This window comes from Acidaminococcus intestini DSM 21505 (assembly GCF_000425045.1).
In the GTDB taxonomy this organism is placed as follows: domain Bacteria; phylum Bacillota; class Negativicutes; order Acidaminococcales; family Acidaminococcaceae; genus Acidaminococcus; species Acidaminococcus intestini.
In genome coordinates this window covers 28,388-54,955 of record NZ_AULA01000012.1, presented here as the reverse complement: position 1 = coordinate 54,955, position 26,568 = coordinate 28,388, and the positions used below count along the sequence as shown (strand labels likewise).

Here is a 26,568-nt window from a genome sequence, read left to right as displayed (position 1 = left end):
ATGTTTGATGAGGCGCGTATAGTAGCCCTTTATGCGTCTTGTAGTGGCCTTACAATGAGGGCAGATGTGTTCTTGAGGCGGCAGCTGAACCGCTAAAACCAAGGCTGATTCCGTTTCCTTTAAATTTTGAATCCATTCCTCTTTAATTCCTGTTAATTTTTCGATATAATCTAGAGAAGGCATATGTATTCAACTCACTTTCTTTATTGTTTGATCACTTTAATTGTAGAGGATTTGAGTGCATATGCCTATTTTTTTATTGAAAAAAAAGTAGGCGCTGAGAGGACACGCATCTGGACGGTCACTTTAGCGCCCCAAAATAAATTATAGAACCACAAAAAACACCCGGCAAGTCTCCAAAGACTTGCCGGGTGTTTCCTCTTCTTGTTTCTCTTATTCCCACTCGACAAATTCAAGTATATGAGGAAGTATTTCTCTTGAATCTACAGGTAAAGTATTCGCAAATTTGTTAATATTTTACCTGCTATTTTCGGCTGTCAATTTTCTTAGTATCAAAATAGTATCACAAGAGGCTGGAAAATGCAACAGAATTATGTGGAGCTCTACATAATTCTGTAACCTTCTTTGCTGTGGCGTATCAAGTAATCTTACTGAACATATGGCGCACCTTGTCCAGGCGGCTGTTTGGACGGCGGGGCTGGATGACCGGCTCGCCGACAGCGGCCTGATACCCTTTCAGTTCTGTAAGACATACGCTCCGCCCGTTGGTGTAAAAGGCCAGATCAGTACGGTATGCCTGTATATAGCGGGCGGGAATTTCGCCAGTAAAGACAACTTCATCCTTTTTTACCTGGGCCGTTTCGATGGTGGCACAGTATTTTGGCGCATCGTGATAAGCCCTGGAAAGGTATTCCTGGGGCGCATAGAGGGTGAAGGAGAGATAAGGTTCCAGCAACTGCGTTCCTGATTTCTTCAATGCCTGTTCCAATACAATCGGGGCCAATGAGCGAAAATCCGCCGGCGTGCTGACCGGGCTATAATAAAGCCCGTATTCAAAGCAAATCTTACAGTCCGTTACGTTCCAGCCGCACAAGCCTTGCTCCAGCCCGTAACGGATACCATCCATGACAGCGTTTTGAAAACTCTGGTTCAAGTATCCCAGGGAAACCCGGCTTTCGTATTGTACACCGGAGCCAAGCGGGAGCGGCGTAACAGACAGTCCGATGGATGCCCAAAACGGGTTGGGTGGCACCTCAATATGGATAGTGTGGTTGGCTGCTTTGAGCGGCCGCTCTAAATAAATGACGGTGGGTTCCTTCACCGCTGTTTCAATCTTGTACTTTTCCGCCAGCAAAGCGGAAACAACCTCCAACTGCACCCGGCCCAAAAAAGAAAGAATGATCTCATGGGTGATGGAATCCACCTCGTAGCGCAAAAGCGGGTCAGTATCCGCAATTTGCGTAAGAGCGTCCAGCAACCGTTCTCTTTGCGCTGCCGTTTTCGGCGCAATCGTCGTCCGCAGCATGGGGAGGGGGGCATCACGCCACCTTTCACGAGGGAGCCGGGTTTGGTCCCCCAATACATCGTTTAATCCCACGCTGTCGCTGGGAAAGATGACAATTTCGCCCTTATGGGCGGTGTCTGTCCGAACAATTTCCCCTTTGGATGGAATACGCATCTCTGTGATTTTCAGCTTTTCTCTCCCGGCCAGGGCCACCGTATCCCGCAGGCACAGCGTTCCGCTGTATAGCCGCAGATAGATGAGCCGCTGGCCACAATCTGTATACTCCACCTTAAAAACGCTGCCGCATAGGGCGGCGCTCCCCTGTTCCCCAATCGGTTGGAACAGCCCTGTCACTGCATCCATCAACGGTTGAATGCCAAGGCCCTTTTTGGCGCTGCCATGATAGACTGGGAACAGGGAAGCGGCTTGAACCCGCCGCTGTTCCTCCTGCGCAAGTTCTTCCTGACTGATTGGCTCTCCTGCGATATACTTTTCCAATAATCCATCGTTATTTTCGATGACCGCATCCCATGCTTCTATGCCGGTATTTTCCTCCAGGACTATTTCCGGGGACAGCGATACCGTCTGCTTGATGATAATATCGGCGGAGAGCTTATCCCGAACAGACTGATACACGCCCTGCAAATCAACGCCAGCCTGGTCGATTTTGTTGATAAAGATAACGGTGGGAATGTTCATTTTCCGCAGGGCATAGAACAGAATACGGGTCTGGGCCTGCACACCATCTTTAGCGGAGATCACCAAGATAGCCCCATCTAAAACAGCCAAAGAGCGGTACACCTCCGCCAAAAAATCCATGTGGCCGGGCGTATCCACTATGTTGACTTTACATCTGTGCCACTGGAAGGAAGTGACTGCCGCTTGAATGGTAATCCCACGCTGCCGCTCCAGCAGCATGGTGTCCGTCCTCGTTGTCCCTTTTTCGACGCTCCCCGGTTCTGAAATGGCTCCGCTGGCATATAGCAGGCTCTCTGTCAAGGTCGTCTTTCCAGCGTCTACATGGGCAAGAATCCCAATATTGATAATGTTCATGTCTATCCTCCATGCAAGGCCCAAATGGGCGCAAAAATCCCCAGCGGCTAATACTTTTACCGCTGGGGATCATGACTTCGGACACACAAAAACACACACGGCTTACATAAGCTGCTGTCCGTCACGATATTTGCTTAAAAGGCAAAAGTATTCTTAAATTGGGTACAAAAACCAAGCCCCTGCAAGGGGCAAGCATTTTTGCGCCCATTATCAAATTTTATTTAAGAATACCTTGCCGCATATTTGGTAGACTCCTCAAATCAGGATAATAACAGTATATCATAGTACGCTCTAAAAAGCAAGAAATTATTTTACCCGATTCCACAAATAAAATCGGAGGGTATTCACTGAAATACCTTCCGGTTTTGGTGATTATCGTGCGCCTACCCTTGTTTTTTGCCTTGCGGCCCGTTTCCGTTCCTTTTCGGCCTGTTCCTGCTGGTAAGCTGCCTCTAATATTCTGTCCGCTTGTTCCAGACCAATGGCCCGCCTGACCCGCTCGTAGTCCCTGACCTTTCCCTTTAGACTGTCTCTCTCGGCGCAGACCTCGTAAATCCTTTCTGACAAAGAACTGTTTTTGCTGACCTCCCGGCCATAGTCCGCTTGTAGCCGCTCAAATTTGGATTTGAGGTCGAGATAGGCCCGGTAGACCGAGCGCAGCACCTTGACGATCTTCGCCCAAAGAGGCTTGGCCTTTTTCTCCCGGTAGGACTTGGCGCTCTCCAGCGGCCCCGGCTCTGGTAAGACTTCCTCTGGGTCTGCCGAAAACTCCGCCGCCAGCCGTTCCATGTTCTTTACTGCCGGGGCCAACTCCTTCAACCGCTGTTCCTGCCCCGCCACCTCTTTTTGCTTCTTGGCCTTGAACTTATCCAGTTGGGCGATCTCCTTGGCCCTCTGCTCCTTTTTGTAGTCCAGCACAGACAGGTGCTGGTCGTGGGTGCCCTTGTCCTCCCACTCTATCCCGTGGCGCTCCATCACGGCGGCAAGCTGTTCCTTTTCAGAGCGTACCCACTGGCTCCATTCTGTGTCCCCTCTGGTGCCGCCCTTGAAACCCTGGGCCGCTAACGCCTGTTTAAGTGATACCCTGGTGTCCAGACCCCGCTTGCTGCCGGTGGTGAACGGCACAAAATCAATGTGCAGATGGGGTGTGGCCTCGTCCATGTGGAGGTGAGCCGAGAACACCCGAAGCTGGGGGTTGCGCTCTTGAAAGCCCCTCATGTACTCGTCCAGCACCGCCGCCGCAAGCTGGCCGTCCTCGCTGCCAGCACTCATGTCGTCCTTGTTGCCCACTTGCAGGATGATTTCGTGGAACGGCTTTTCCTGCTTACTGGAGCGTATCTTCTCATAGTAGTTCTCAATCCTGCGGTCTGCCCTGGTCTGCTTGTCGTTGTACCGCTTGAGGGCCTCGTCAAACATCTCATGAAAAACTGCCTTGATATTTTCCTGGCAGTAGGTTATATTCAAATGGGAGCGTTCCGGGTCGGTGTTCTTGGCGTTGAACTTCCTGCTGTTGTGGTTCACCGAGCCTTGCCCCACCATCGCACTAATCGTCCTTTTCAAATCAACACTCCTTTCGCCGCGCCAGCGGCGGCCTTTGTTACTTTCTGCGAAAGTAACGCAAAAGCACTTTTGACAGCCTGTCGGCCATCAAAAGCGCATTTGCGCCCTACGGGGTGGAATGGGGGCTTTGCCCCCGCCGTCTGCGGACGGCTCCCCCAGCAGGGCCGCCCTTTGAAAAGGTCACCCTGCACCCCGCCTAAACTTTGCCACTCGCCGTTGGGCAGGTGGGAAAGGCACGGCCTTTCCCACCACCCGGCAAGTGTTCTCCGTGGGCCAAAAGTCAAGGGGTACGGGTTGTATTGCCTTGCGGCAATCTCCACCCGCAGGTATGCCCCCTTGACTTTTGACCCCGCTCCCCGTGACGGCCGTGACGACCGTGACAATGTTTCAGACACCGCCCCCGCCCTCAAAAAGCCGTCACAGCCGTCACGGTCGTCACGCCTGGGACGGTTCCAGCGTCAGGCTGATACTTCTCCCGGCGTGGCTCCTGCTGTTCTCATAGCGGATGTGGTAGTCTGTCAGCAGCTTCCCGGCCCGGACATTCAGCCGCATTGCCAAGGCGTTGGGCTTCATGTCGGTCTGGAGCGCCGCCGCCAGTTCCGTGGCCGTCCCTCCCCAGGAGGGGCTTTCCGCCGTCACAAGGGCGGCTACGGCCTCCAGCACCGGGTCGGGCGGCTCTGTCCATGCCTCCGTTTCCGTACGCTCCAGCGTCCATATCAGCCGTTCCTTGTCCTTGGTAAGATAGAATCGCTGGTCTTGCTGGTCACGCCCGGCCACGTCCAGAACGGCACTGCCATCTGTCCGCTTCTCCTTTTGAAGAAGAAAGGCCCCGTCCGCCGCTCCCAGCAGACCGTTGGTGCCGGAGATCATATCGAATTTGTCATCTGCCTGTTGCTTTCGAGTGTGGTGTACCAGCAGGAGGCAGACGCCGCAATCATCGGCAAGGCGTTTCAGCTTGCCCACTACCTCGTAATCGTTGGCGTAGCTATACTTCTCACCGCCAGCCTCCCGTATCTTCTGGAGGGTGTCAATGATAATCAGCTTGGTGTCCGGGTGTTCCCGGACGAACTTCTTTAGCTGTTCTTCCAGGCCAACGCCAAGCTGCTTTGCGTAGACCGCAAAGAGCAGATTGTCGGTGCCCTCTGTGCCGAACATTCGGTACAGCCGCCCCTGCAAGCGGCGGTGGTCGTCCTCCAACGCCAGATAGAGGACAGTCCCCTTGTGGACAGGGTAGCCCCACAGGGGGAGGCCCATGCTGACATGGTAGGCAAGCTGGGCCATCAGGAACGACTTGCCCACCTTGGGCGCTCCCGCAAAGAGGTACGTCCCCGGATAGAGCAGACCGTCAATAATAGGCGGTCTGCTCAGATACACATTCTGGTAAAGGTCATTCATGGAAACCGTATGGAGATAGGCTGGGTCGCTCTTGCGCCGCATATCCCGGAGCATTTCCTCCAAACTTTCCTCTTGGGGGTTGTTTTCAGCCGTTCCCTCTGCTATACTTTGGGTAGTTGTTTGAGAATTGGGCTGTTCCCCGTCTGTTGGCGCAGACGGAATCGGGACAGTCCTTTTCGTCTCTCTGGAATCCATCAATCTATCAATCCTCCTTCATGCCGCCCAGCGTCACCGAGATAAGGTCAATGGTGGAGAGAAGTTCATCCCCCACGCCGCCCCCGGCCTCAATGAGCCGCAGTTCCTCCAGGACGGCGGCGAGTTGGTCACGCAGGGCCTTGTAGACCCTGGGATTGCCCTGCACCACCACGGCCCGGTCTAAGAGCCGTCGGGTGATGTAGTCCTGCTTGGTCAGCCCGGAGAGGCGGACGGCAATCTCAATCTGTTCATTTTCCTCCGGGGACACCCGGAACGCTATGGTCTTGCTTCTCCATCGGTTGTGGTTGTCGAGGTTCTTTACAGACATGATTTAAGCCCCCTTTCGCTCCATGTCCAGCTTGTCCGCCATCTCCGCCTGCCGGGTGGGGAACAGGTGAGCGTAGCGGTAGGTGATGTCGATACTTTCATGCCCCACCCGGTCAGCGATTGCCAGAGCCGTAAAGCCCATGTCAATCAGCAGGGAAATGTGGCTGTGTCGGAGGTCGTGAATCCTGATACGTTTGACCCCCGCCGCTTTCGCTCCTCTGTCCATCTCCCGGTGAAGATAGGATTTCGTCACCGGGAAAATACGGTCTGTCGGCTCTGCGGCATACAGGCTCTTGATGTAGTCCTCCATTTCTTCACAGAGGAAAGCGGGCATTTGAATGATCCTGTTGCTCTTGGCGGTCTTGGGGTCGGTGACTACATCCTGGCCCTTGATACGCTGATAGGATTTTGAGATGGAAACCGTCTGCTTCTCAAAGTCGAAGTCCCCAGGGGTGAGGGCCAGCAATTCCCCCTCCCGGATACCGCACCAGTAGAGCATTTCAAAGGCATAGTAGGATAGGGGCTTGTCCATCATAGCGTCAGCAAATTTCAGATACTCCGCTTTCGTCCAGAACAGCATTTCCCGGCCCTTGGCCTTGCCCATATTGCCTACCTGGGCGGCGGGGTTGGTTTTCAGCTTGTAGTGCCTGACTGCATGGTTGAAAACGGCGCTCAACTGATTGTGGAGCGTTTTCAAGTAGACAGGCGAGTAGGGCTTGCCGTTCTTGTCCCGGTAGTTGAGCATTTCGCTTTGCCATGCCATGACCTCTTTCGAGCCAATCTCGCTCATTTTCCGCTTGCCGAAATAAGGCACCAGCTTCTTGTAGAGGATATGCTCTTTCGTCCCCCAGGTGTTCTCCTTGATACGGCCTTTCACGTCCGCAGCGTAGAGGGCCACGAAACTCTCAAAGGTCATGTCCAGGTCGGCGGTCTGCTGTTGCAGGAATGTCCGTTCCCACTCCAGCGCCTCCCGCTTGGTCTTGAAGCCCCGTTTCATCTTCTTTTCCTTTTTCCCCGTCCAGTTCTCAAAGTAAAAGGACGCATACCATGTGCCTTTGGCCTTGTCTTTGTATGCTGGCATTTTGTTCCCTCCTTACTGATTTTCCCGCAGTCCATAGAACTTTTCCTCGAAGTAGTTCCTGCTCACCCGTCCGGGGATGGTGAGGAAACCTTTCTGCTTCAGTTCCTCGTTCATCTCCCGCACCAGCTTGTAGGCGTAGGGCTTGGAGATACCCAGCACCCCGGCCACTTCCTCGGCCCGTACAAACAGTTCCTTGCTCATGTTTTCACCTCCTTGCTTCTGGTTCGCAAAATTGTTAATGCCCACGTTCTTATTATACATTCGCATGGTTGTTAATGTCAAGAGGAAATTTCGCAATTTTGTTAATTTTTCTCTTGCATATTTCGCTTATTTGCGCTATACTATGTTCAAAGGCGGTGGAACATATGACAGTAGGAGAAAAAATCAAGAAAATCCGAACTTTTCGAGGCATGACGCAAAAGGAATTGGGGCTGGCTGTCGGTTTTGAGGAAAAGGGAGCGGACAATCGTATCGCCCAGTATGAAACAAACTACCGTGTTCCGAAAAGGGAACTGCTGGACAAGATTGCCCAGGCACTTCGGGTAGAGAGCCAGAACTTCTACACGCTTCGCCCTGGCTGCGCCGAGGACTTCATGCGGACATTCTTCTGGCTGGACGAGGACAGCCCCGGCTCCATCCGCCTGTTTCAGCTTGTCCGCAATCCCGGCAAGACGGGGGCCTCCGATGATACCGCCGTCCGATACAACGACACGGACGACTGGCCCGCTCAACCTCCCGTGGGCATTTACTTCAACTATGGGCTGGTAGACGAGTTCATGCGGGAATGGCTCTTGCGCCAGCAGGAACTTCACGCCGGGGAGATCACCAGGGAGGAATACTTTGAATGGAAAATCAACTGGCCGTGTACCTGCGATGACAGCAAACGGTTTGACTACTATGTTCCTTGGAGAAAAGAAAAATAGGACAAGCAAAGCCGCCCTGCTGAATTTGTCGTTCAGCAGGGCGGCTTGCTTGCCCTTTGCAATCATTCTCTTGTGTGGCCGGGTTGAAACGAATAGTATCAATCCAGTATCACAAGGCAAAGTGACAGGTCAAAAACCCTGTATTCATGCGGGTTTGAGCCGTTTTGACGGTTATTCCCACTCAATCGTTGCAGGCGGTTTGCTCGTGATGTCATAGACGACACGGTTGACGCCAGGCACTTCATTGACGATGCGGCGGGAGACGATATCAAGGACATGGTAGGGGATATGGGACCAGTCACTTGTCATGCCGTCGGTGCTGTTGACGGCGCGCAGAGCGATGGTGTTGGTATAGGTTCTGAAGTCACCCATGACCCCAACACTGCGGATGTTCGGCAGGCAGGCAAAGTACTGCCAGATACTGCGGTCAAGACCGGCTTTGGCAATTTCTTCGCGGAAGATGGCATCGGCTTCGCGGACAATGGCAAGTTTTTCTTCCGTGACTTCACCAAGGACGCGGATGGCAAGACCCGGTCCCGGGAAGGGCTGACGCCAAACAAGTTCACTTGGAATGCCGAGTTCTTCCCCAACGGCACGGACTTCATCCTTAAAGAGCGCACGCAGTGGTTCGATGAGGTCAAGGTCCATGTCTTCCGGCAGGCCGCCGACGTTATGGTGGCTCTTGATAGTGGCACTGGTGCCGGTGCCGCCCGATTCAACGACGTCCGGGTAGATAGTGCCCTGAACGAGGTAATCGACATGACCGATTTTCTTGGATTCTTCTTCAAAGACGCGAATGAATTCTTCGCCGATAATCTTGCGTTTCTTTTCCGGATCGCTGACGCCCTTGAGTTTCGACAGGAAACGTTCCTTGGCGTCAACACGGATGAGGTTCATGTCAAAGTCTCGTTTGAAGACTTGTTCCACTTGGTCGCCTTCGTTCTTACGAAGCAGGCCATGGTCAACAAAGACGCAGGTGAGCTGCTTACCCACGGCCTTGTGGACGAGAACCGCAGCAACCGAGGAATCAACGCCGCCGCTCATGGCGCACAGGACATTCTTATCCCCCACTTTTTCACGAATGGCTTCAATCTGGGTCTGGGCAAAGCTCGACATGGACCAGTCACCGGAAAGGCCGCAAATATCAAAGAGGAAGTTGCTGAACATTTTCTTGCCAAAGGGCGTATGCATGACTTCCGGATGAAACTGGACGCCGTAGAAGCGTTTTTCCTCGTTCATCATGGCCGCAACAGGGCATTCTTCCGTATGGCCCGCCACAACAAAGCCTTCCGGTACGGTTTCGACATAATCCTGATGACTCATCCAGCAGATGTTGTTCTTTTCGATCCCGGAGAAAAGGCGCGTTTCGTTATCGAGGGAAACCGCGGTCTTTCCATATTCACCGGCAGAACCCGCATGGGCAACGACGCCGCCCAGTTTCTTTGCCATGAGCTGATGGCCATAGCAAAGACCGAGGATAGGAATACCCAAGGAGAAAACACCATCGTCGATAGACGGCGTATTTTCAGCATAAACACTGTTCGGTCCACCGGAGAAGATCAGGGCTTTTGGATTCTTGGCCTTGATTTGATTGATGGTATAGCTATAAGGAATGATTTCGCAGTAAACGCCACATTCACGGACACGGCGCGCAATCAGCTGTGCATACTGGGCGCCAAAGTCAACGACCAGGACAAGTTCATGCTGTAAGTTTTCCATGTTCTTCCTCCCTATTTGTTATATTCAGAACAATATATCATAATTCTATCATATTTTCAATGAAAGATGCGCCCATTTTGCGCTCATTTGCGAAAAAAGTTCGTCCTTTATTCCCGTTCCACCCAGCCGATTTTTTCAAAAATCAGGAAGGCAAGGCTGGCAAGGATGGCGACGACCGTAGCAAGGCCCATTCCCTTAAGCTGAACAGGACCAATGACGATGGTGGCACCGCTAAGACCGGAAATGAGGGTCAGGGCAGAAAGAATCAGATTCTTCGGTTTAGTGAAATCCACCTTGCGATCGACCATCATGCGCAGGCCCGACGAAGCAATGAAACCAAAAAGTAGGATGCTGACGCCACCCATAACAGGACCGGGAATATTGTGGATAAGGGCAGCAATCTTTCCTACAAAGGAAAAGACAATGGCGAGGATGGCAGCGCCGCCAATGACCCAGGTGCTGTATACGCCGGTAATAGCCATAACCCCCATGTTTTCCCCATAAGTCGTGTTCGGCGTGGAGCCCGCAAGCCCGGAAAGCACGTTCGAAAGTCCGTCGGCAATGAGTGAGCGGTGAAGGCCTGGGTCCTTGATGAGATCACGGCCGACAATGTCGCTGGTCACAAAAAGGTGTCCCAAATGTTCGGCAAGGACGACAAAGACGGCCGGCAGGATCATCATGATGGCGTTCAGATGGAAGCTGGGACGATAAAAGGTTGGAGCCGAAATCCAAGCCGCGGCCGCAACGCTTTCAAAGGAGACAACGCCGAGACCATAGGCAATGGCGTAACCGCTCACCACGCCGATGAGGATGGGAATGATGCCGATAAAGCCCTTCCCCAGGAGGGTCGCAAGGATGGTGATGATGAGCGTTGCCGACGAAATCTCCATGGCCTGGATGTTCGTCATGCCCTTTACAGGATCCATAAAGCCTGCCATGTTCATGGCCATCGGTGCAAGTTCAAGGCCGATGATGGCGACAATGGCCCCCATGGCAGCAGGCGGAAAGAGTACATCAATCCACTTGGTCCCGATTTTCTTCACAAGAAGGCCCACAAGGATGAAACAGAGCCCAAAAGCAATGAAGCCTCCCTGCGCGTCCCCGTACGTAAGGCCCGCCGTGTGCGTAACGGCAAGGACAGGAGAAATAAAGGCAAAGCTTGAACCCAGGTAGCTTGGCAGGCGCCATTTACAAATGCTGAGATACAGCAAGGTGCCTACCCCGTTCATAAAAAGTGCCGTTGATGGGTCGACATTCAGCAGGAAAGGTACAAGGACCGTGGCGCCAAACATCGCAAATAGATGCTGCAGGCTAAGCGGCAGCGTCTGAAGAATAGGCAGCTTTTCTTCGACTTCGATAATGCGTCTTTCTTTCATTAAGATTGATCCCCCTCAGCAAATTTGTTGGTACTGCGCTACTAGTGTATCACAATGGATTCCCCGTGGTACAGTCATTTTTTAGGTGTTCTGAAAGCTTCGTGTCTCTTATCCATCCCAAACAGGATGCAAAAATTCTCCCACCAAAACAAGATCCGCTTTGCTGGGAGAACGCTTGTTATTTGTTCGTGAAGTGCTTCACAAGTTCCGTCACGGTATAGACGCTAAGGGGAAGGACATCTTCGTTGAAGTCAAATTCACTGGTGTGATGACCCGAAGCTTCTTCCGTCCCATAGAGCATGTAAACGGCCTTGCCGCCATGATCCTGGACGCGGCTCATAAAGTACGAGCAGTCCTCACTGCCACTGACAGTATGATTTTTTTCAATGTCGCTGTAGACGCCAAGCCCCTTGACGACTTCATAGACTTCTTCGCCCATGTCAGGAGAAGAATTGCCTGACGCCGCACTCCCGCGGGCGACCATCTTCACGGTGACGCCGTACATATCAGCTGCGGCCTTGATCATGCGGCGGGCTTCTCCTTCCATAAATTCATTGATTGCCGTCGAACCGCCACGGGTCTCAAATTTGATGACCGCGTTGTCGGGGATGACGTTTCGTCCCGTCCCTGCCTTGAGAATTCCCACATTAATGCGGGAAGGGCCGTCGCTGTGACGGGAAATGGTATGGAGGGCCAGCGAAGCTTGGGCCGCTGCAAGAAGGGCGTTGCGGCCATTTTGGGGATTGGCACCGGCATGGGCCGGTTTTCCCGTAAAGAACGCATCAATCTTGCTTGTTGCAAGGAACCCTTCGGTCATACAGACTAGGCTGTTATTTTCGCCATTGCCAAGACCAATATGCCCGCTCAGGAAATAGTCCACATCATCGACAATCCCGCTTGCCACCATCCCGCGGGCTCCCATGACCCCTTCTTCACCGGGCTGGAAACAGAGCTTTACAGTGCCGGCCATTTCATCTTTGTGAGCGGCAATAAGGCGCGCCACGCCAAGACCGATAGCTGTATGTCCATCGTGCCCGCAAGCATGCATCAGACCCGGATGGGTCGACGCAAAACCATCCCGGGTCGGCCGATGGGCGTCCGTTGGGTTTTCTTCAACTAGAAGGCAGTCCATGTCAAAGCGCAGACCCACGGTCTTCCCTGGTTTTGCAAAATGCATGATGCCCACGACGCCCGTCTTGCCGCCTTCCATCTTTTTCACAAGCTCCGGGTCCGCCCCTTCTTTAATGGCCCGCCCCATGGCGCGGGAAAGTTCCGCTTTATCAGGCACGCCCATCATTTCATCTGCCTTCATGCAGGCATCCCCCATGAGCACTTCATAGCCCAAGGCCTTGAGGGATTTTGCTACATGAGACGCGGTGCGAAATTCCGTCCAGGCAAGTTCCGGGTGGGCGTGAAGATCACGCCGGCAGGCCACCAGCTCCTCTTTCATCTGCATGGCTTCATCATATATCGTCATGGTTCTCCTCCTCCGCCGCCATAAGGCAGCCCATTCATTTCAGTGTCTTTTTGACCACCGAGACTTCAAACGTCCGGTTCCACGGCAGGTCAAAGGTGTAGTCATCCACACGCTGACCCAAATAAGGAAAAGCCTGTTCCTTCATTTCCTTTTGAAGGGCCGTATGGAGGATGCCCTTTTCCTTTGGGGTAAACTTTCCTTCCTGCCATTTATTGGGATAGGTGTATTCAGCACGCAGGCGCTGCCGCACGACGGCTTCATAGGCCCAATCGTCAAGATAGCGCACGTTCAGAAGATCCTTTCTTTCCTGTGACAACATATGCCGCGCCATAAGGCCCTGTCCCAAGGTGTAGCCCAGGGAATTGCTTGCCGTATTCCAGCCGGCATAGGACGCCAGGTCATAAGCCATCGGCTCATCGCTGTGAGGCAGGCGACGTTCAAAAAGCCCCTTGATGAGGCCCTTGCTGCTGCCGTTGCCAAAAGCAATATCTGCAATGCCCACGGCATAGCCCGCCCTGAGATAGGCCTCCGCCTGATCAAGAAAAGCCGTCATCCCCAGCGTCACAACGTCCGTGTTGCTCATCCCATCCGCTCCGCGCGTCACGCCGTCCTGAGGCGTATAGATTCCCGCCACTAGATCCGCCCGCTTGGCCCGTTTAGCTGGATATCCGCCAAGGGCCCAGACATGTTCCCGGTAACTATGGGCAATGGTTCCATCTTCGTAATCAGGGACAGTCTCTTTTCCCGCACCGGGGGCATAGAACCCATACACAAGGGGAGTGAGGCCTCGCGCTTTGTAATAGGCCCTCGTCAAAAGAATCATTCCCATCTCATCGGTGCCCGAAAAGGAGCGGATCGTATAGGACTTTTTCCGGCCCTGGAGCAGACTGCGAGCATCATGGTGGGCCTCGGAATAAGGCGCCGAGTCGTCCCGTGCAATCAGAAAATAATCAAAGGTTCCTGCTTCTGCCGCGTCGTACAACTGGGAAAGGACGGCTGCGTTTTTCTGCCGCCGCTGCAGCAGGTCCTCTTGGATGGAGACCGGGATTTCCTTTTGCAGGGCCGCAAGTTTCTTATCTTCCTTCCGGCTAAGCTGCCCCATCGCCTTTTTATCCCGCAAAGCGCCCCACAAAAAGAGCTTCGGCCCCCACTGCGCATAGTACTGAGGCTCCTGAGGGGCGCTGCTCCACTTGGGGGAACGCATGATCGTCGCAAAGGCGTAGATGGGAATATCGATATGACGGGCCTTGAAATCGAGCAAGACCTTGACCCGTTCATTGAGCACAGCCTCACTGAGTTCGTGGGTTCGGCTCGTGGTAAGGCCCCCATAAATGAGGGAATCGGCGGCAACAACAGCAGCCTCTGCAAAGGGGCCTTCTTCTTGGAGCCATTTTCCTAGGGCATCGGGATTGCCCTTGCGCGAGGCCGAACTTAGAAGCTCAGATGGCGGCGTTACAACATCGACCCCCGCTTTTTTAAAAGTATCCACCGTATAAGCAAGGTTAACGGGGCGATCATCAAGGGGAATATATAAGATTCGTTCTGCCGCCAAAACTGTCTCCCCCCTTGTAAGGGTCCCAAAAAGCAGGGACAGGAAAAATGCCCCTATGAGTTTCCTGCGGGCCCAAGTAAACACAAGCGACCCCTCCTTCTTATGTTTTCCTCTATTATAGCAGGCAAAAAGCCACAAAAAAAGTCCCTGCCAGCAAAGCCAGCAAGGACAGTGCGCAACAACTTATCCTTCAGGACCTTTCGTGTGCACATGCTCGATGGGAATCCACTGGGCATTGGGCCGGAAAAGCGAGTACACACTTAACAGGGAAATGAGGATACAGAAAAAACCGCCCGTCAGGATGCCCTTAGCAAAATGGCGGCTTTTGTAGCCTGCTCCCGCAATGGCGGCATGACCTACGTAAAGGCTCAAAAGGTACAAAAAGATCCACCAAACAATATCCTTGATGTGGAAAAGCGGCAGCCCGCAAAGAGCATTATAACAGAGCCAGAACACATTCAAGATAAAATAAAGGCCAAACACAACACTCATCAAGTAGGGAATAAAATTATCGATGAGGCGTCCATCCCGATGCACTTTAAAATGGGGCAGCCAGATTTTTCCATAGACCCGGGCAATCTGGTAGTTTCCCGTAAACCAGCGCCGGAACTGATGGACCAAGGTCATGAAATGGATGGGCTGTTCATCATAAAAGCGCGCGTCTTCCTGAAATTCCGAAAAAACATCCTTAAAATTCATCTGCATGGAAAATTCCATATCTTCCGTAACCGTAACCGTCTGCCACCCATCAGGCTCAATGAGGGAAAGGTCAAAACCAAAACCCGTTCCGGAGATAATGCTCGGCATGTGGACATTAAAACGGGGTTTGGAAAATAGCACGTCCACGCTGAGCCAGTACATCGAATACCACTGCGAAATCAGGGAATCATAAGGATTGAGTGGGAGCCGGTTTCCCATGACAAGGCGGGCGCCGCTGTCAAAAGAGCGGTTCATGGCCTTGAGAAAGTAAGGATCTGCCACGTTATCGGCGTCAAAGATCACGGCATACTCAAAAGACTCCGGCCACTCCTGCCTTATCTTTTGAAGCCCCCAGGAAAGGACCGCCCCCTTTCCCGTTCGAGGGCCTTCGTCTCGTTTCCAGACCGTGATATTGGGAAACGCTTCCCCAATGGCAGCCGTATCATCCGTGCAGTGATCGGCACAAAGGAAGATATGGTAGGACGAGTGTGGATAGTCCTGCTGCACAAGGCTTTCGAGCAATTTTCCTACAACCCGTCCTTCATTGTGGGCGCAAATGAGGACCGCCATGGTATGGGAATGTCCGGCAGGCGGCAAGATCCTTTTTTTTGTTATGAAACCCACGAAAATCGTGCTGACGCCCCATAAGAAAACAAGAAGCAATACGACTTGCACGGCAAGGGTGAAAAAATACATGAAAAGACCCTCACATTCCGCTCAGGATAAGAAGCACGGCGGCAAGTCCTCCTGAAACGTATAGGACCACAGGTTCCCCCAATTGGGGTGGAAAAATCAGGCAGAACCCTGCACCGACTGCAAGGGCCGTCAGGGAAATCCGCAAAAGGGCAACCGAAAGGAGATGACTGGTCCATTTATCATCCCGCACAGCTTCCCACCATTTTATCCCGCCGCCGCGGCAAAAATAGCGGCCGCTCCAAGATAGGACGGTCTGCCCGCCCAAAATGGATAAGCCCAGTGCAGGGAGCATGATGGGAAAATAGGTCAGCTCAAAAGGGATAATCTGGAAAAGATCACCAGCAAAGGCAAGTGTGAGCCCCAAGGGCGCTGACGATGCCAGTGAAAGGACAAGGGCCATCATACGAGTCCGCTGATCATAGACAAGAAGGACCGGTTCATTTTCGCTTCTCATTCCCTGCCAAATGCGGAAAGGAACGTAGCTAGACAAAAAGACGGCCAAAAAGTGAATGGGCAGAAGCATCGTATGAAGTCCGCCAAAAGAGCAACCGATCACCGCGCCAATTCCTGCGGAAAAAGCCCCCAGACGGCCAAAAAGAAGGCCAAAGGTCAGTGCGAAAAGTGCACCCAAACAGAGACCGGAGACACTGGGCACCATCATGACCCGCATGCCAAGATAAGTGACGGCGCTATAGACCAGAACCAAAAGAACCGCCGTTTTTACACGTTGAAGCATTGCATCGACCAGCTTTCATTGAGATTGGCAAAAAAGCCTTACTTTCCTTTTTTCTGAAGCTCATGCCAGAGTTCCAGCATGCTGCGTTTCAGGACAGGATGTTCCTTTTGGGGGGCAATCTCCGCCAAGGGGCGGAGGACAAAATCCCGGTTTTGCATGTCCGGATGGGGCAGCGTCAAAAATTCAGTCTCCATGATCTCATCCTCAAATAAAATCAAATCAAGGTCGATGTTCCGTTCGCCCCAATGGCGCTTGCGCTCCCGCCCCATTTCCTTTTCAATGGCAAGAAGCTCCATAAGAAGGCTCTGTGCATCCTGGTCCCATATCACTTCAGCCGCCCCATTCAGGAACTCCGGCTGGTCCGTTACGCCATATGGCGCTGTTTGGATCCATGTGGAAACTTTCTGGACCTTGATGCCATGTACCTTCATCCGGCTCAGAGCGTCTTCCAAATAAGCTTTTTTATCCCCTAGGTTGCTGCCAAGGGCCACATAGGCTACCGGCATGATAGAATCGCCTCCAACATACGGATGAGCCGTACATTTTCCTTGACATCGTGGACGCGAACCATTTGGGTGCCAGCAAAAACAGCTGCTGCGGAAAGGGCCATGGTCCCTTCAAGGCGCTCTTCCGGCGGAAGGTCTCCCAGGACCTTACCGATATAGCCCTTGCGGGACCCTGCAACAAGGACTGGAATCCCGTGTCCCGTAAGTTCCGCAAGACCGCGGGACAGTTCCAGGTTGCCGCTGACATCCTTGGCAAAGCCAAGACCCGGATCAAGCATGAGTTTAGTGCGACCAATTCCCATCGCTTCACAAGCCTCTGTCCGCGTTAAAAGATATTCCATGACATCGCCGACTACGTTATGATAGGCCTTCATGTCGGCGCTCATCATGGTCTTGGGCGTACCACGCATATGCATGAGGATGAGCGGCGCGTCTTTTTCTTTGGCAACGGAAAGCATGTCGGGATCACCCGTTCCCGCCGTAACATCGTTGATGATATCGGCTCCCGCGTCAAGGGCGGCGCGGGCCGTCGCAGCGTGGTACGTATCAACGGAAAGGATGGCCTCAGGATAAGCCCGGCGGATTTCCGAAATAGCCCCGACGACACGGCGGATTTCTTCTTCTGCCGGTACGGGATCACTGCCAGGGCGGACCGATTCACCGCCAATATCAAGGACATCGGCACCGTCATCCAGCATCTTTCCGGCCCGCTTCAAGATCAGGGAACCGGCTGTGACACGGGATCCTGAATAAAAGGAATCGGGTGTTACATTAAGGATTCCCATGATCCGCATCTTTTCATACGTAAGGGTCCGTCCGTCCGCAAGGATCGTCGCGAGCTCATGGTCTGTAAGATAGTCCTCGATATCCCTTATGACTTCATCAAGACCGAACCATCCCTGATTGGCCCTGAGTTTGTGAGCAAGGTGCCGGTACTGGGTACGGCTTCCAAGTAAAATCACATCCGTCCGTTCTATACTGCAGTTGATGGTTCCTTTGGCATTAGCAGCGTCCGCCCCCATGGCGAGCATTTCCTGTTTGATGATATTGGCGCCGGGAGCCCGTACCCCGACAAGACGCAGCGGTTCCACAACCGCCTTGGGTGCCATGAGGGCAATCCCAGTCGGATGGACCCCCATTTTTTTTAGTTCAAAGCTGACTTGATCGCAGGGAATCTTGATATACAAGGCCTAGTCCTCCTTTTCCACACAAGCAAAGGCATTGTGGTTATGGATGCTTTCCTCACTTTCTACGGTCACGCGGTACCAATCAATCCGCTCATCTTGATTGAGCCGCAGGGCGATTTCCCGGGCCGCGTCCTCAACAAAACGAGGATTTTCATAGGCTTCCTCGGTGACAAACTTTTCATCAGGACGCTTAAGCAACGAAAAGATAGGAGACGAAGCAGAAGCCTCGGCCATTTCCACCAGTTCTTCGATCCATACAGGTTTCGTGCTACGGATCGTAATCTTGGCACGGGCCCGCTGATTGTGCGCACCATATTTGCTGATTTCCTTGGAGCAGGGGCAAAGGGTGTGGATGGGGACATTGACGCCCACATCCAGATGGAAGGTCTCCCCTTTTTCCGCATGGTAATGGCAGGAAATATCAAGATAACCTGTTTTCCCCGATACAGGTGCCTTTTTTTCAATAAAGTAAGGGAAACGCATATCCAACATGGCCTTCTTGGCGCCTAGCTTTTCCTTGAGCCCATCAAGGACGATTTCCAGATCATGAGGATGAATGGGTCCCATTTCCTTGAGACACTCCACAAATCGGCTCATATGGGTTCCCCGCTGCTCATGGGGGAGGTTCACGCCGAGAGAAATCACCGCCACTGAATGCTGGACGCCCTTATGGGGATCCTTTAAGGTAATGGGCCAGCGGATGTCGCGGATGCCCACTTGTTTCAGTGCAATATGGCGCTGGTCGACTTGGCCTTGTACGTCTTTTAGCATGTTTCACCTCGATAGATAATCCCGCTCGTCTTCGTTTCCCAGACTTCCACTTCAAAAAGATGGTAGTTCGGCCCATGAAGCGGCGTTTCCAGCTGTTGCCAGACCCAGACGGCAATATTTTCCGCCGACGGCTGAGGCAGGATGTCGTTGATGAAGGCGTGGTCCAGCTTACTTACAACAAGTTCCTTCACGAGGTTCTTGAAGCGCACGAAATCAAGAACCATGCCCTCATGGTCAGGCGTGCCCTCAACTTTGACAACAAGTTTATACGTATGGCCGTGGAGATGTTCACATTTTCCGTTGTAATTGGGGAGAAAATGGGCGGCGTCAAAATCAAATTCCTTTAAGCAGATCATATGGTACCCTCCTCTAAATCAAAATGTACTTGGCGGAGTGCTTCGTAAAGCACGATTGAGACAGAATTGGCAAGGTTGAGACTGCGGGCTTCAGGCACCATGGGAATACGGATACATTCATCTTCATGGGCCATCCGAAAGGCTTCGGGAAGACCAGCCGATTCTTTGCCAAAAATCAGCAGGGAATCCTTGGTATACTCCACACGCGTATACGAACGATGCGCGTGGGTCGTCAGAAGAAAACGCGGTGCGTCAGGATAGGCCGCAAGAACTTCCTCCACACTGTCATAGTAATGAATATCGACTAGATGCCAGTAATCAAGACCAGCACGCTTCAAATAGCGGTCATCGACAGAAAAGCCCAGGGGGCGCACCAAATGAAGGGAAGCCCCCGTTGCCGCACACAAGCGGGCAATATTTCCCGTATTGCCTGGGATTTCCGGTTCAACAAGAACAATATGCAAAATGGCTGCCTTCTTTCTAATCCGTACCCATGATGGCAATCATGCCCTTCATCTGTTCATGGATATTCATGATTTTTTCAGCATAGTAGCTGCCTGTCGCCCATTTTCCGTTAAGCTGCTTCCACGTTGTCGCGTATCCCGTCTCCTTTTTGATGCGATGCACCAAATCATAGCGGGGATCGATGATGGCGGTCTTGGGAAGCCGATCCGTCGTATAGGCCATCAGATGCTGGATATGGGCCCTCACGCCGTCCTTTGGCGTAGGAAAATAAGCACCGCGCACAGTCGCACTGGTTGTGCCCAAGCCGCAGAAATTGTTCTGTTCCGGTACCACCGTACCGCCAAAGGCAAAGAACCCCGTTTCAAGGAGGGCCTGCGAAAAGGCAAGATCCCAGCGAATGCCTTCCCGGCTCGCTTCTTCGTAGTAAGCATCCACGATTTCTTCCGGCGTCGCCTTGATGGGAAGCTGCGGATTATAGAGCGTCAGGAGTGCAATGGCCTGGGAGCGCCGCACTTCGGGCTCACCAAAGATGCTCACCTTGTCGTAGTTTTCAGGGATCTTCCAAATCTGTCCCTGCGTCATGAGCCGCTTTGAAATGACAAGGAGGTTCGGGTCCGTGACGACGCGGTGCGCCATGGCCCGCTGGCGGCGCACCAGGGGCGGCTCCGTCTGGGGAATGTCCATAGGCGCCCCATAAATAAAGACCACGGCCCCTTTGGGCGGCTTCATGGCGGTTTCCTTTTTGAGCACCGCTGTCTGGGCAGGACGCTTTTCTTTCTGGGTCCGTTCCCCCATGATGCGTTCCTTGAAGGAACCCGCCTCCGAGGATTGGATTCCCGAAAGGAGCGTCACCATGGCAAGGGGCAGGACCCATCGTTTCAAATGATATGATTTCACGATTTATGCCTCTTTATTAGGAGAAAATACGAATAGACTCAAGGCCATGACAAGGGCCGCCACAAGAATCCCACAGCTTGTCGCGTTGAGGATGCCGATGCCCATTCCCCCATTGAAAAGGCGCAGGCCCATGACTACGGCAACGCCCAAAACGGCCGAAAGGAAAGCTCCCTTCGTCGAAGCCTTCTTGGTAAAAAGGCCAAAAAGGAATGGTGCCGCAAGGGACACTGTCATGAGGGAATAAAAAATAGCCATGGCCGAAATGATGCTTGCAAGATAATAGGCAATGATGATGCCCAATGCGCCGCAAACAGCCGTAATCTTTCGCGTCATGGAAAGGAGCTCCGCGTCCGTTGCGTCCGGTTTGATAAAGGTCTGGTAGAGATCCTTTGACAGGCTCGTTGCCAGCATATAAAGCACCGTGTCACAAGTGCTGACCTCAGCTGCAAAAATAGCGGAAAGAGCCAGTGCCGAAATGCCAAAGGGCATCATTTCCTTCATCGCCTTGGGCAGAGCCAGTTCCTGGTTGGAAAGATCCGGAAACGCCGCAAAAGCGCACATGCCGATGAGCATCGGGAAAAAAGCAAAAAAGAGCTGCACAATTCCGTTAAGGAGCGTCCCCTTGCGGATGGCCGGTTCATCCTTGGCACTGTAAACCTTGCCAATAAGACCGGGGGAAATGCAAAAGGCCGGCGTCAGCATAAGGAAATAGCCCAAGATCGTTGAATTTCCCATCCCGTTCCAGGAAAAATAAGAAGCCGTTTTTGCCGTATTGCCTAGGTTTGCCGCAATTTTTGTCTCCAGACCGTTCCAGCCGCCGACATAGTTTAACGCATAAGGTGCAGCCACAATAAAGCCCACGAGGATCACGGCAAGTTCAATGATGTTCACCACAGCAGCCGATTTCAGGCCCCCCGATGAAAAATAAAGGGTCACCACAATCGCCGCCATCATGATGCCATAAAGTTTCGGCATACCTGCGACCACATTAAGGATCCAAGCAATGCCCAACAGCTGCCCCGAAAAAAGGGCCAAGGTCCCGATGGCCATCATGGTCGATGTCACGCCGCGAAAAGCATGGGAATAGCGATGATCCAAATAGTCGCCCATGGTAAAAAGATCATATCTTTTCGCCACGCGCCACACGGCAGGGCCGACCACATAAGCAAGGATGAGGGACCCCAACCCGCTGCAGCCAATCCACCACCAGCTCGATACACCATGCCGGTAGGCAAGCCCCGTCACGCCCACCGTCGAACCAGCGCCGATGTTGGCCGCAATGAGTGTCGTAAAGAGCAGCTTCCAGGAAAAGCTCCGGCCGCCGACAAAAAAGTCCGATGCCCCCTTGACGTGCTTTCCAATACCGTAGCCGAGCAGAATCAAGAAAAGAGCATAACCAACAATGACAACAAGATAGGAGTTCACAACGTCACCTTCCCGAGGTAAATTCATACTGCATACAATTTTACTGTACTTACTGCAACTTGTAAAGTTAGGTTGTCCTTTTAGCGCCTGAAACGGCTTAACCTTCCCCTTACCCATCCCAACCCGTCCCTTTTCCTTTCGCCGAAGATGCGCTACAATAGAGAAAATACCTGGGTTTCATGCCCTAAAGGAGGAGTTTCCATGACCGTCCTGCATTATATCCATCATGCGGCCTTTAGCCTCAACGATGGCAAGACAACATTGCTTTTTGACCCCTATCTTGAAAATAATCCCGAAGGCTTATCGTCTGGTGACCTCAAAGCCGATTATATCTTTATCAGCCACTTCCACGGCGACCACGTAGGAGAAGCCTATGCCATTGCCAAAAGAACGGAGGCGCTAATCATCACGACTGCTGAAATCGCAAACGACGCCAAAGCCCATGGCCTTAACGCCCACGCCATGCATATCGGCGGCAGCCATGAATTCCCTTTTGGCAAAGTCAAACTCACCTTGGCCTTCCATGGCAGCGGCATTGCAGGCGGCCACGCCTGCGGCTTCATCGTCCACTTTGACGGCAGCGTCTTTTATTTTGCCGGTGACACAGGGCTTTTTGCGGATATGGAACTCATCGGCAAACGCAATGCCATCGACTACGCCTTCCTCCCCATTGGCGATAACTTCACCATGGGCCCTGATGACGCCGCCTATGCCGCCGGGCTCCTTAAGGCCAAGACCGTCATCCCCATCCACTACAACACGTGGCCCCTCATCGATCAGGATCCAGAAGAATTCAAGAACGTTGTGGAGAAGGAGACAAGTTCGAAGGTATTAATTGTTCCTTGTGGCACTAGAGTAGACTTGTAGGTTATTGCTCAGCGCATAATCGCTCCGGTAAAGCGGTTGTGAGCAAAAAAACTGTGACGCTTTGATGCTAAAACCTGTAATGCCGCCCAAACCGCCCCCTGCGGGGAACTGATCCAAAATGATTCGCCAGAAAACATGTTCCTGCGCCCTTCCGCTAAAATTTAAAGGCCCTAACCCGAACCTGCGTCTACGTTCGGGTTAGGGCTTCTCTTATGATTTTTTGCCCTGGAGCTCGATTTCTTTGATATCGACCAGCCTTACCAAAGCGGGGATATCCACCAAGCAGGCCTGGTGGGTGGTAGATGAGGAGGGGTGTTTTTTGTCAGGCGTCTTCGAATCAGCGAGTGCGAGAAACATTTTTCGATGGGTCAAAGCCTCTAATCATAAGATGCTGTCAAAGCGATTCATCTGCTGGACCGTTTAATCGAAAAATCAATTCGGCGCCCTCCCGTAGGGCGGTTTGACGCCGTGCGTTCAGCCTCTTAAGACCTTCATAGGCAGCTGTAAGGCGCACCTATTTTCCACCACAACTTCCCTCCATTGCCTTATTTTTTTTTCGGATGCCATGGAGGGACGTCTGTTCGTACGATGTTTCGTTCCTGATTGGGAATAGCTATCGTCTAGGCGCCTTCATGCCTCCTCTTATTCTTCGCTGAATATTCTTATATTTTATTTAATTTTATTATGATAAACTTATCATATATAGGTAGATGACTGTTTATAATAATATATAAAAATTGTAGATAACAGTACTTACCATAAAATACAATGATCTATATCACTCTGGTGAGAAAGAGGAGAAAACCATGAAAAACTCACTTAAACGCACTACTTTACTCGTCACCTTAGCCTTAATGTCTTCAGCGTTAGCGCGGCCCGTCATTTCTATGACAGCCATACCGCCATCAACGGCGTCATGCCACGCTACAGGGAAAAAGGCAGCACCGACAGGAAGAGCTTTTCTGAGCCGGAAAGCAGCATTACCTTGGATTGGTCCAATCGGGGAACAGATACAGGGCTTCCTCGCCCTACCGGTATTTCACTAATTTTTAACACACCGGAAATCACAGCTAAAAAAATTACGGTCATTGCCAACCAAAAAGGAAACCAGTGGAACGATAAAGGCATCATTTATGACCAGAAAGATGTTTCACACGGCAAAATCACTGCAGCGGGAATCATTTTCGTTGAAACCTATGATGACTGCATCTACATGAACTCTCCCGCCCACACAGTAGATATTACAGGCTTCAAAAAGCTCATTTTCAAATCGACAGGAACGCCGCTTAAAGGCAGTTCCGGTTACGCCATCATGAACAATGGAATCGATAACTACCTCAATATCATTGGCAGTGAAAATAGCGAAATTGAAATGACCAACACGGGGCAAAGAGCCGTTATTGCCGATAACAGCAGTACAGCGAGGTCCACGAAAACGACCCCCACAGCAAACGCCATCCATCTTCATGCCAATGCTTCTTCTTACGCTATTGTACAGACGAAAGCGCACCATTCCTTTACAGGCGGCCAGATTGAAATCAACGGCATCGATAAAACAATCATCACAAATGAAAAAGATGGCGGGACCGCTGTTAGCGCCCAGGCGTCAGGGGAAGGAAAAGGTCTCATTGAAATTAATAAAAAGACCTCTGGCGTCGTTGAAATCACAGGTGCTGTCACTGCCAGCAACGGTACGGCCGATATTGATTTTGCCGGGGACCCATCCTTCCTTAAAGGCAACATGACGTCTTCTGGTGAAAAGGGAAAAATCTTGGCAGACTTCAAGGACGCTGATTCCCAGATGACCGGGGATATGAAGACAAGCAGTACAGCAGCCATCGATGCCACATTCTCCGGTGAAAATGCCGTCTTAACAGGCAATATCAATACGATGGAAACAAGTTATCAGTGGGGATATGGCTATGTGCCTAACCGGTCGACCGTAACGGTCACCTTCTCCGGCAAGAACGCTTCCTTTGCAGGAAATATTGATACGACACAAACGTCTAGAACCGGTACCTGGGGAAATTATATTGATTCCCCCAATCATAGTACTGTTACGGCCAGTTTTTCGGGCCTTGGCGCTTCTTTTACTGGCGACCTTGCCTCGGCCGGTACGAGCAAAGCCAATATCGCCCTTACAAAATCAGGGTCTCTGGAAAGGCAAAGCTACAACGACGGAAGACGCCACGACGGCACCGGGAGTTCCTTTATAGTCCAGCCCACGGACATTGCCTCCGTCGACGCCATGAAATTCGGTGATAAGCTCTACTTTGCTCAGGTAAAAGAAAGGGCTGCCGCTTTCAAAGTAGATCATGACATCAAGCTCCAAAACAAAAACAGCCTCTTTGACAACACCCTTTCCATCAATAAAGAAAGGGATACAGAAAAGGCCGACTATGAAGACTGGTTCATCACCCCTGTCGGTGACGGCAAGACGCCGAACTCGAACGCCTTTACGCCCGGTTCCGCCCACCATGCCGCCATCTCCATTTGGCGTGAATCAGATACGCTTTTGAAACGCTTGGGCGAGCTCCGCTACAACCAGGAAGACCAAGGCCTCTGGGCACGCTACATCAATAGCAAGCTTACTTGGGACGGAAAAATAACTTTGATACGACCATGAAGACCCTGCAAGTGGGATATGATAAAAAAGACACGGGCACGAAATGCGACTGGTACTACGGCGGTGCCATTGAGCACACCTGAGGCAGCAGTGAATACGCAGGCAACGGGGACGGCAATCAGCACCTCACCAACATGGCCTTTTACGCAACACAGATTGGTAATAAAGGACACTACCTTGACCTTGTCACCAAAGTAGGCTACCTCAGCTCCAACTATCAGACGACCTACGGCGACAGCGCTGACTTTGACAACTGGGCTTTCAGTGCCGGTGCTGAATATGGCCGCAAGAAAGCCCTGGGAAATGAATGGTTCGTCGAACCTCAGGCCCAGCTCACCTACTACTTCCTCAAAGGCGACAACTATACGACGAAAAACGGCGCCACCGTAAACCAAGACAACACGGATAACCTCGTTGGCCGCCTCGGTGCCGTCCTTACCAAGGAATACGACAAAGAAACAAAGAATCCGAAACGCTTCTACGTCAAAGCCTCTGTCCAGCACGACTTTCTGGGAGGCAGAAGCCAGCATCTCCAGCAAAACGGCATGTCCTACTATGACAGCAACGACTTTAGAGATACGTGGTACACCGTGGGGATCGGTACGAACGTCCATTCTGACGACAAATATGCCTTCTACTTCGACGCAGAAAAGAACTTTGGTGCCGACTTCAAATCAAAATACCGCGTGAAAGTGGGATTGAGATATGAGTTTTAAAGGCTGAAGGTGGGACGCTTTGAGGCTGCAAAACTAGTCTCAAAGCGCATCGCTGAGGCGGTTATGAATTTTGAGTAAGACATACGGCCGTTTCTGCCAAAATCATTTATTTCTAGACCCAGATCTGATAAGAATATGACTAAAAGATAATATGGAAAAATGAGGAAAAACCTTAACCCGAATTTGCGAATTGATTCAGGTTAAAGCTTGATTTATATGCGGTTGGATAGGGTTGATGCAGAGGCTTGAATCTAAAGAAACGAAGGAAAAAAATAACACCAGCAGCACAAAATCCTTGGTAGTAGAAAAAAGATTTGTCCTTAAAAGCCAAAACGAGCAATCTGCAAGGAGAAGGCAACCCACCAGCTCTTTTTCCTTAGGGCTCAATGCTTTGCCGGCTCTAAGGCGTAACGAAGAAGGCAGAAGACCTGAAATCAAAAGATTTGATTGCCTCATTTATCGTGAAATTTTCGGCGACTTTTTTAAGCGTCCAATCAC

Annotated in this window: 22 protein-coding genes and 2 pseudogenes; 4 read left to right on the top strand and 20 right to left on the bottom strand. The window is 51.9% G+C overall.

Features of this window, described 5'->3' with window-relative positions; translation table 11 throughout:
• The 7 genes and pseudogenes from H503_RS12940 to H503_RS0105325 form a co-directional block, all read right to left on the bottom strand.
• A pseudogene (locus tag H503_RS12940) lies at positions 1-183 on the bottom strand (transposase family protein); the annotation flags it as partial.
• A gap of 415 nt (positions 184-598) precedes the next feature.
• Positions 599-2,518, bottom strand: a complete 1,920-nt coding sequence (gene tet, locus H503_RS0105355) for a TetM/TetW/TetO/TetS family tetracycline resistance ribosomal protection protein (protein WP_026385517.1) — start codon at positions 2,516-2,518, stop codon at positions 599-601.
• A 372-nt stretch (positions 2,519-2,890) separates the two neighbouring features.
• Positions 2,891-4,057, bottom strand: coding sequence for a plasmid recombination protein (locus H503_RS0105350; protein ID WP_024724610.1), 1,167 nt, complete (start codon positions 4,055-4,057; stop codon positions 2,891-2,893).
• A 456-nt stretch (positions 4,058-4,513) separates the two neighbouring features.
• Positions 4,514-5,668 carry a helicase RepA family protein gene (locus H503_RS0105340; RefSeq protein ID WP_024724609.1) on the bottom strand — a complete coding sequence of 385 codons (1,155 nt, stop codon included), beginning with the start codon at positions 5,666-5,668 and terminating at the stop codon, positions 4,514-4,516.
• A 7-nt stretch (positions 5,669-5,675) separates the two neighbouring features.
• Positions 5,676-5,996, bottom strand: coding sequence for a plasmid mobilization protein (locus H503_RS0105335; protein WP_024724608.1), 321 nt, complete (start codon positions 5,994-5,996; stop codon positions 5,676-5,678).
• A gap of 3 nt (positions 5,997-5,999) precedes the next feature.
• On the bottom strand, positions 6,000-7,076 hold the full coding sequence (locus tag H503_RS0105330; RefSeq protein ID WP_024724607.1) for a site-specific integrase: 1,077 nt from the start codon (positions 7,074-7,076) through the stop codon (positions 6,000-6,002).
• Between the two features lie 12 nt (positions 7,077-7,088).
• Positions 7,089-7,277 carry a transcriptional regulator gene (locus H503_RS0105325; RefSeq protein ID WP_024724606.1) on the bottom strand — a complete coding sequence of 63 codons (189 nt, stop codon included), beginning with the start codon at positions 7,275-7,277 and terminating at the stop codon, positions 7,089-7,091.
• A gap of 164 nt (positions 7,278-7,441) precedes the next feature.
• Between H503_RS0105325 and H503_RS0105320 the strand changes: the two genes are divergently transcribed.
• Complete coding sequence (locus H503_RS0105320; protein WP_026385515.1) at positions 7,442-7,999, top strand: helix-turn-helix domain-containing protein; 558 nt, start codon at positions 7,442-7,444, stop codon at positions 7,997-7,999.
• 171 nt (positions 8,000-8,170) lie between these two features.
• Here H503_RS0105320 and guaA read toward each other — a convergent pair whose 3' ends face one another.
• The 13 genes from guaA to H503_RS0105255 all read right to left on the bottom strand — a co-directional run bounded on the left by guaA (position 8,171) and on the right by H503_RS0105255 (position 21,861).
• Positions 8,171-9,718 carry a glutamine-hydrolyzing GMP synthase gene (gene guaA / locus H503_RS0105315; protein WP_009016357.1) on the bottom strand — a complete coding sequence of 516 codons (1,548 nt, stop codon included), beginning with the start codon at positions 9,716-9,718 and terminating at the stop codon, positions 8,171-8,173.
• A 107-nt stretch (positions 9,719-9,825) separates the two neighbouring features.
• Positions 9,826-11,094 (bottom strand): uracil permease, encoded by a 1,269-nt coding sequence (gene uraA, locus H503_RS0105310; RefSeq protein WP_009016356.1) that lies wholly within the window; start codon positions 11,092-11,094, stop codon positions 9,826-9,828.
• Positions 11,095-11,272: 178 nt separating this feature from the next.
• Complete coding sequence (locus H503_RS0105305; RefSeq protein ID WP_009016355.1) at positions 11,273-12,571, bottom strand: amidohydrolase; 1,299 nt, start codon at positions 12,569-12,571, stop codon at positions 11,273-11,275.
• A gap of 34 nt (positions 12,572-12,605) precedes the next feature.
• Positions 12,606-14,207, bottom strand: a complete 1,602-nt coding sequence (locus H503_RS0105300) for a DUF4127 family protein (protein WP_014128658.1) — start codon at positions 14,205-14,207, stop codon at positions 12,606-12,608.
• Between the two features lie 99 nt (positions 14,208-14,306).
• Positions 14,307-15,518: a glycosyltransferase family 2 protein gene (locus H503_RS0105295; protein WP_009016415.1), complete on the bottom strand. Its 1,212-nt coding sequence runs from the start codon at positions 15,516-15,518 to the stop codon at positions 14,307-14,309.
• Positions 15,519-15,528: 10 nt separating this feature from the next.
• A complete protein-coding gene (locus H503_RS0105290; RefSeq protein ID WP_009016414.1) occupies positions 15,529-16,254 on the bottom strand; it encodes a hypothetical protein in 726 nt (241 codons plus the stop codon).
• A gap of 38 nt (positions 16,255-16,292) precedes the next feature.
• The gene (gene folK / locus H503_RS0105285; protein WP_009016413.1) at positions 16,293-16,760 is read right to left on the bottom strand and encodes a 2-amino-4-hydroxy-6-hydroxymethyldihydropteridine diphosphokinase; all 468 of its coding nucleotides are present in this window, start codon (positions 16,758-16,760) and stop codon (positions 16,293-16,295) included.
• Positions 16,751-17,947: a dihydropteroate synthase gene (gene folP / locus H503_RS0105280; RefSeq protein ID WP_248604838.1), complete on the bottom strand. Its 1,197-nt coding sequence runs from the start codon at positions 17,945-17,947 to the stop codon at positions 16,751-16,753. Before folP ends, folK begins: the two co-directional genes overlap by 10 nt.
• 3 nt (positions 17,948-17,950) lie before the next feature.
• Entirely contained in the window at positions 17,951-18,718 is a 768-nt protein-coding gene (gene folE2, locus H503_RS0105275) for a GTP cyclohydrolase FolE2 (RefSeq protein WP_009016411.1), read from the bottom strand.
• Positions 18,712-19,074 carry a 6-carboxytetrahydropterin synthase QueD gene (gene queD, locus H503_RS0105270; protein ID WP_009016410.1) on the bottom strand — a complete coding sequence of 121 codons (363 nt, stop codon included), beginning with the start codon at positions 19,072-19,074 and terminating at the stop codon, positions 18,712-18,714. The genes folE2 and queD overlap by 7 nt, the downstream gene beginning before the upstream one ends.
• A complete protein-coding gene (locus tag H503_RS0105265; protein ID WP_009016409.1) occupies positions 19,071-19,538 on the bottom strand; it encodes a tRNA (cytidine(34)-2'-O)-methyltransferase in 468 nt (155 codons plus the stop codon). Before H503_RS0105265 ends, queD begins: the two co-directional genes overlap by 4 nt.
• A gap of 16 nt (positions 19,539-19,554) precedes the next feature.
• Positions 19,555-20,436, bottom strand: a complete 882-nt coding sequence (locus tag H503_RS0105260; protein ID WP_009016408.1) for a glucosaminidase domain-containing protein — start codon at positions 20,434-20,436, stop codon at positions 19,555-19,557.
• A 3-nt stretch (positions 20,437-20,439) separates the two neighbouring features.
• Positions 20,440-21,861, bottom strand: coding sequence for a sodium:solute symporter family protein (locus H503_RS0105255; RefSeq protein ID WP_026385513.1), 1,422 nt, complete (start codon positions 21,859-21,861; stop codon positions 20,440-20,442).
• 201 nt (positions 21,862-22,062) lie between these two features.
• Here H503_RS0105255 and H503_RS0105250 point away from each other — a divergent pair, with 201 nt between their 5' ends.
• From H503_RS0105250 to H503_RS0105240, 3 genes and pseudogenes are all read left to right on the top strand, one after another.
• Complete coding sequence (locus H503_RS0105250) at positions 22,063-22,728, top strand: metal-dependent hydrolase (RefSeq protein ID WP_016459489.1); 666 nt, start codon at positions 22,063-22,065, stop codon at positions 22,726-22,728.
• 985 nt (positions 22,729-23,713) lie between these two features.
• Positions 23,714-25,354 (top strand): autotransporter outer membrane beta-barrel domain-containing protein, encoded by a 1,641-nt coding sequence (locus tag H503_RS0105245; RefSeq protein ID WP_248604837.1) that lies wholly within the window; start codon positions 23,714-23,716, stop codon positions 25,352-25,354.
• Positions 25,355-25,461: 107 nt separating this feature from the next.
• Positions 25,462-26,070 (top strand): annotated as a pseudogene (locus H503_RS0105240) (autotransporter outer membrane beta-barrel domain-containing protein); the annotation flags it as partial.
• Between the last annotated feature and the right edge of the window lie 498 nt (positions 26,071-26,568).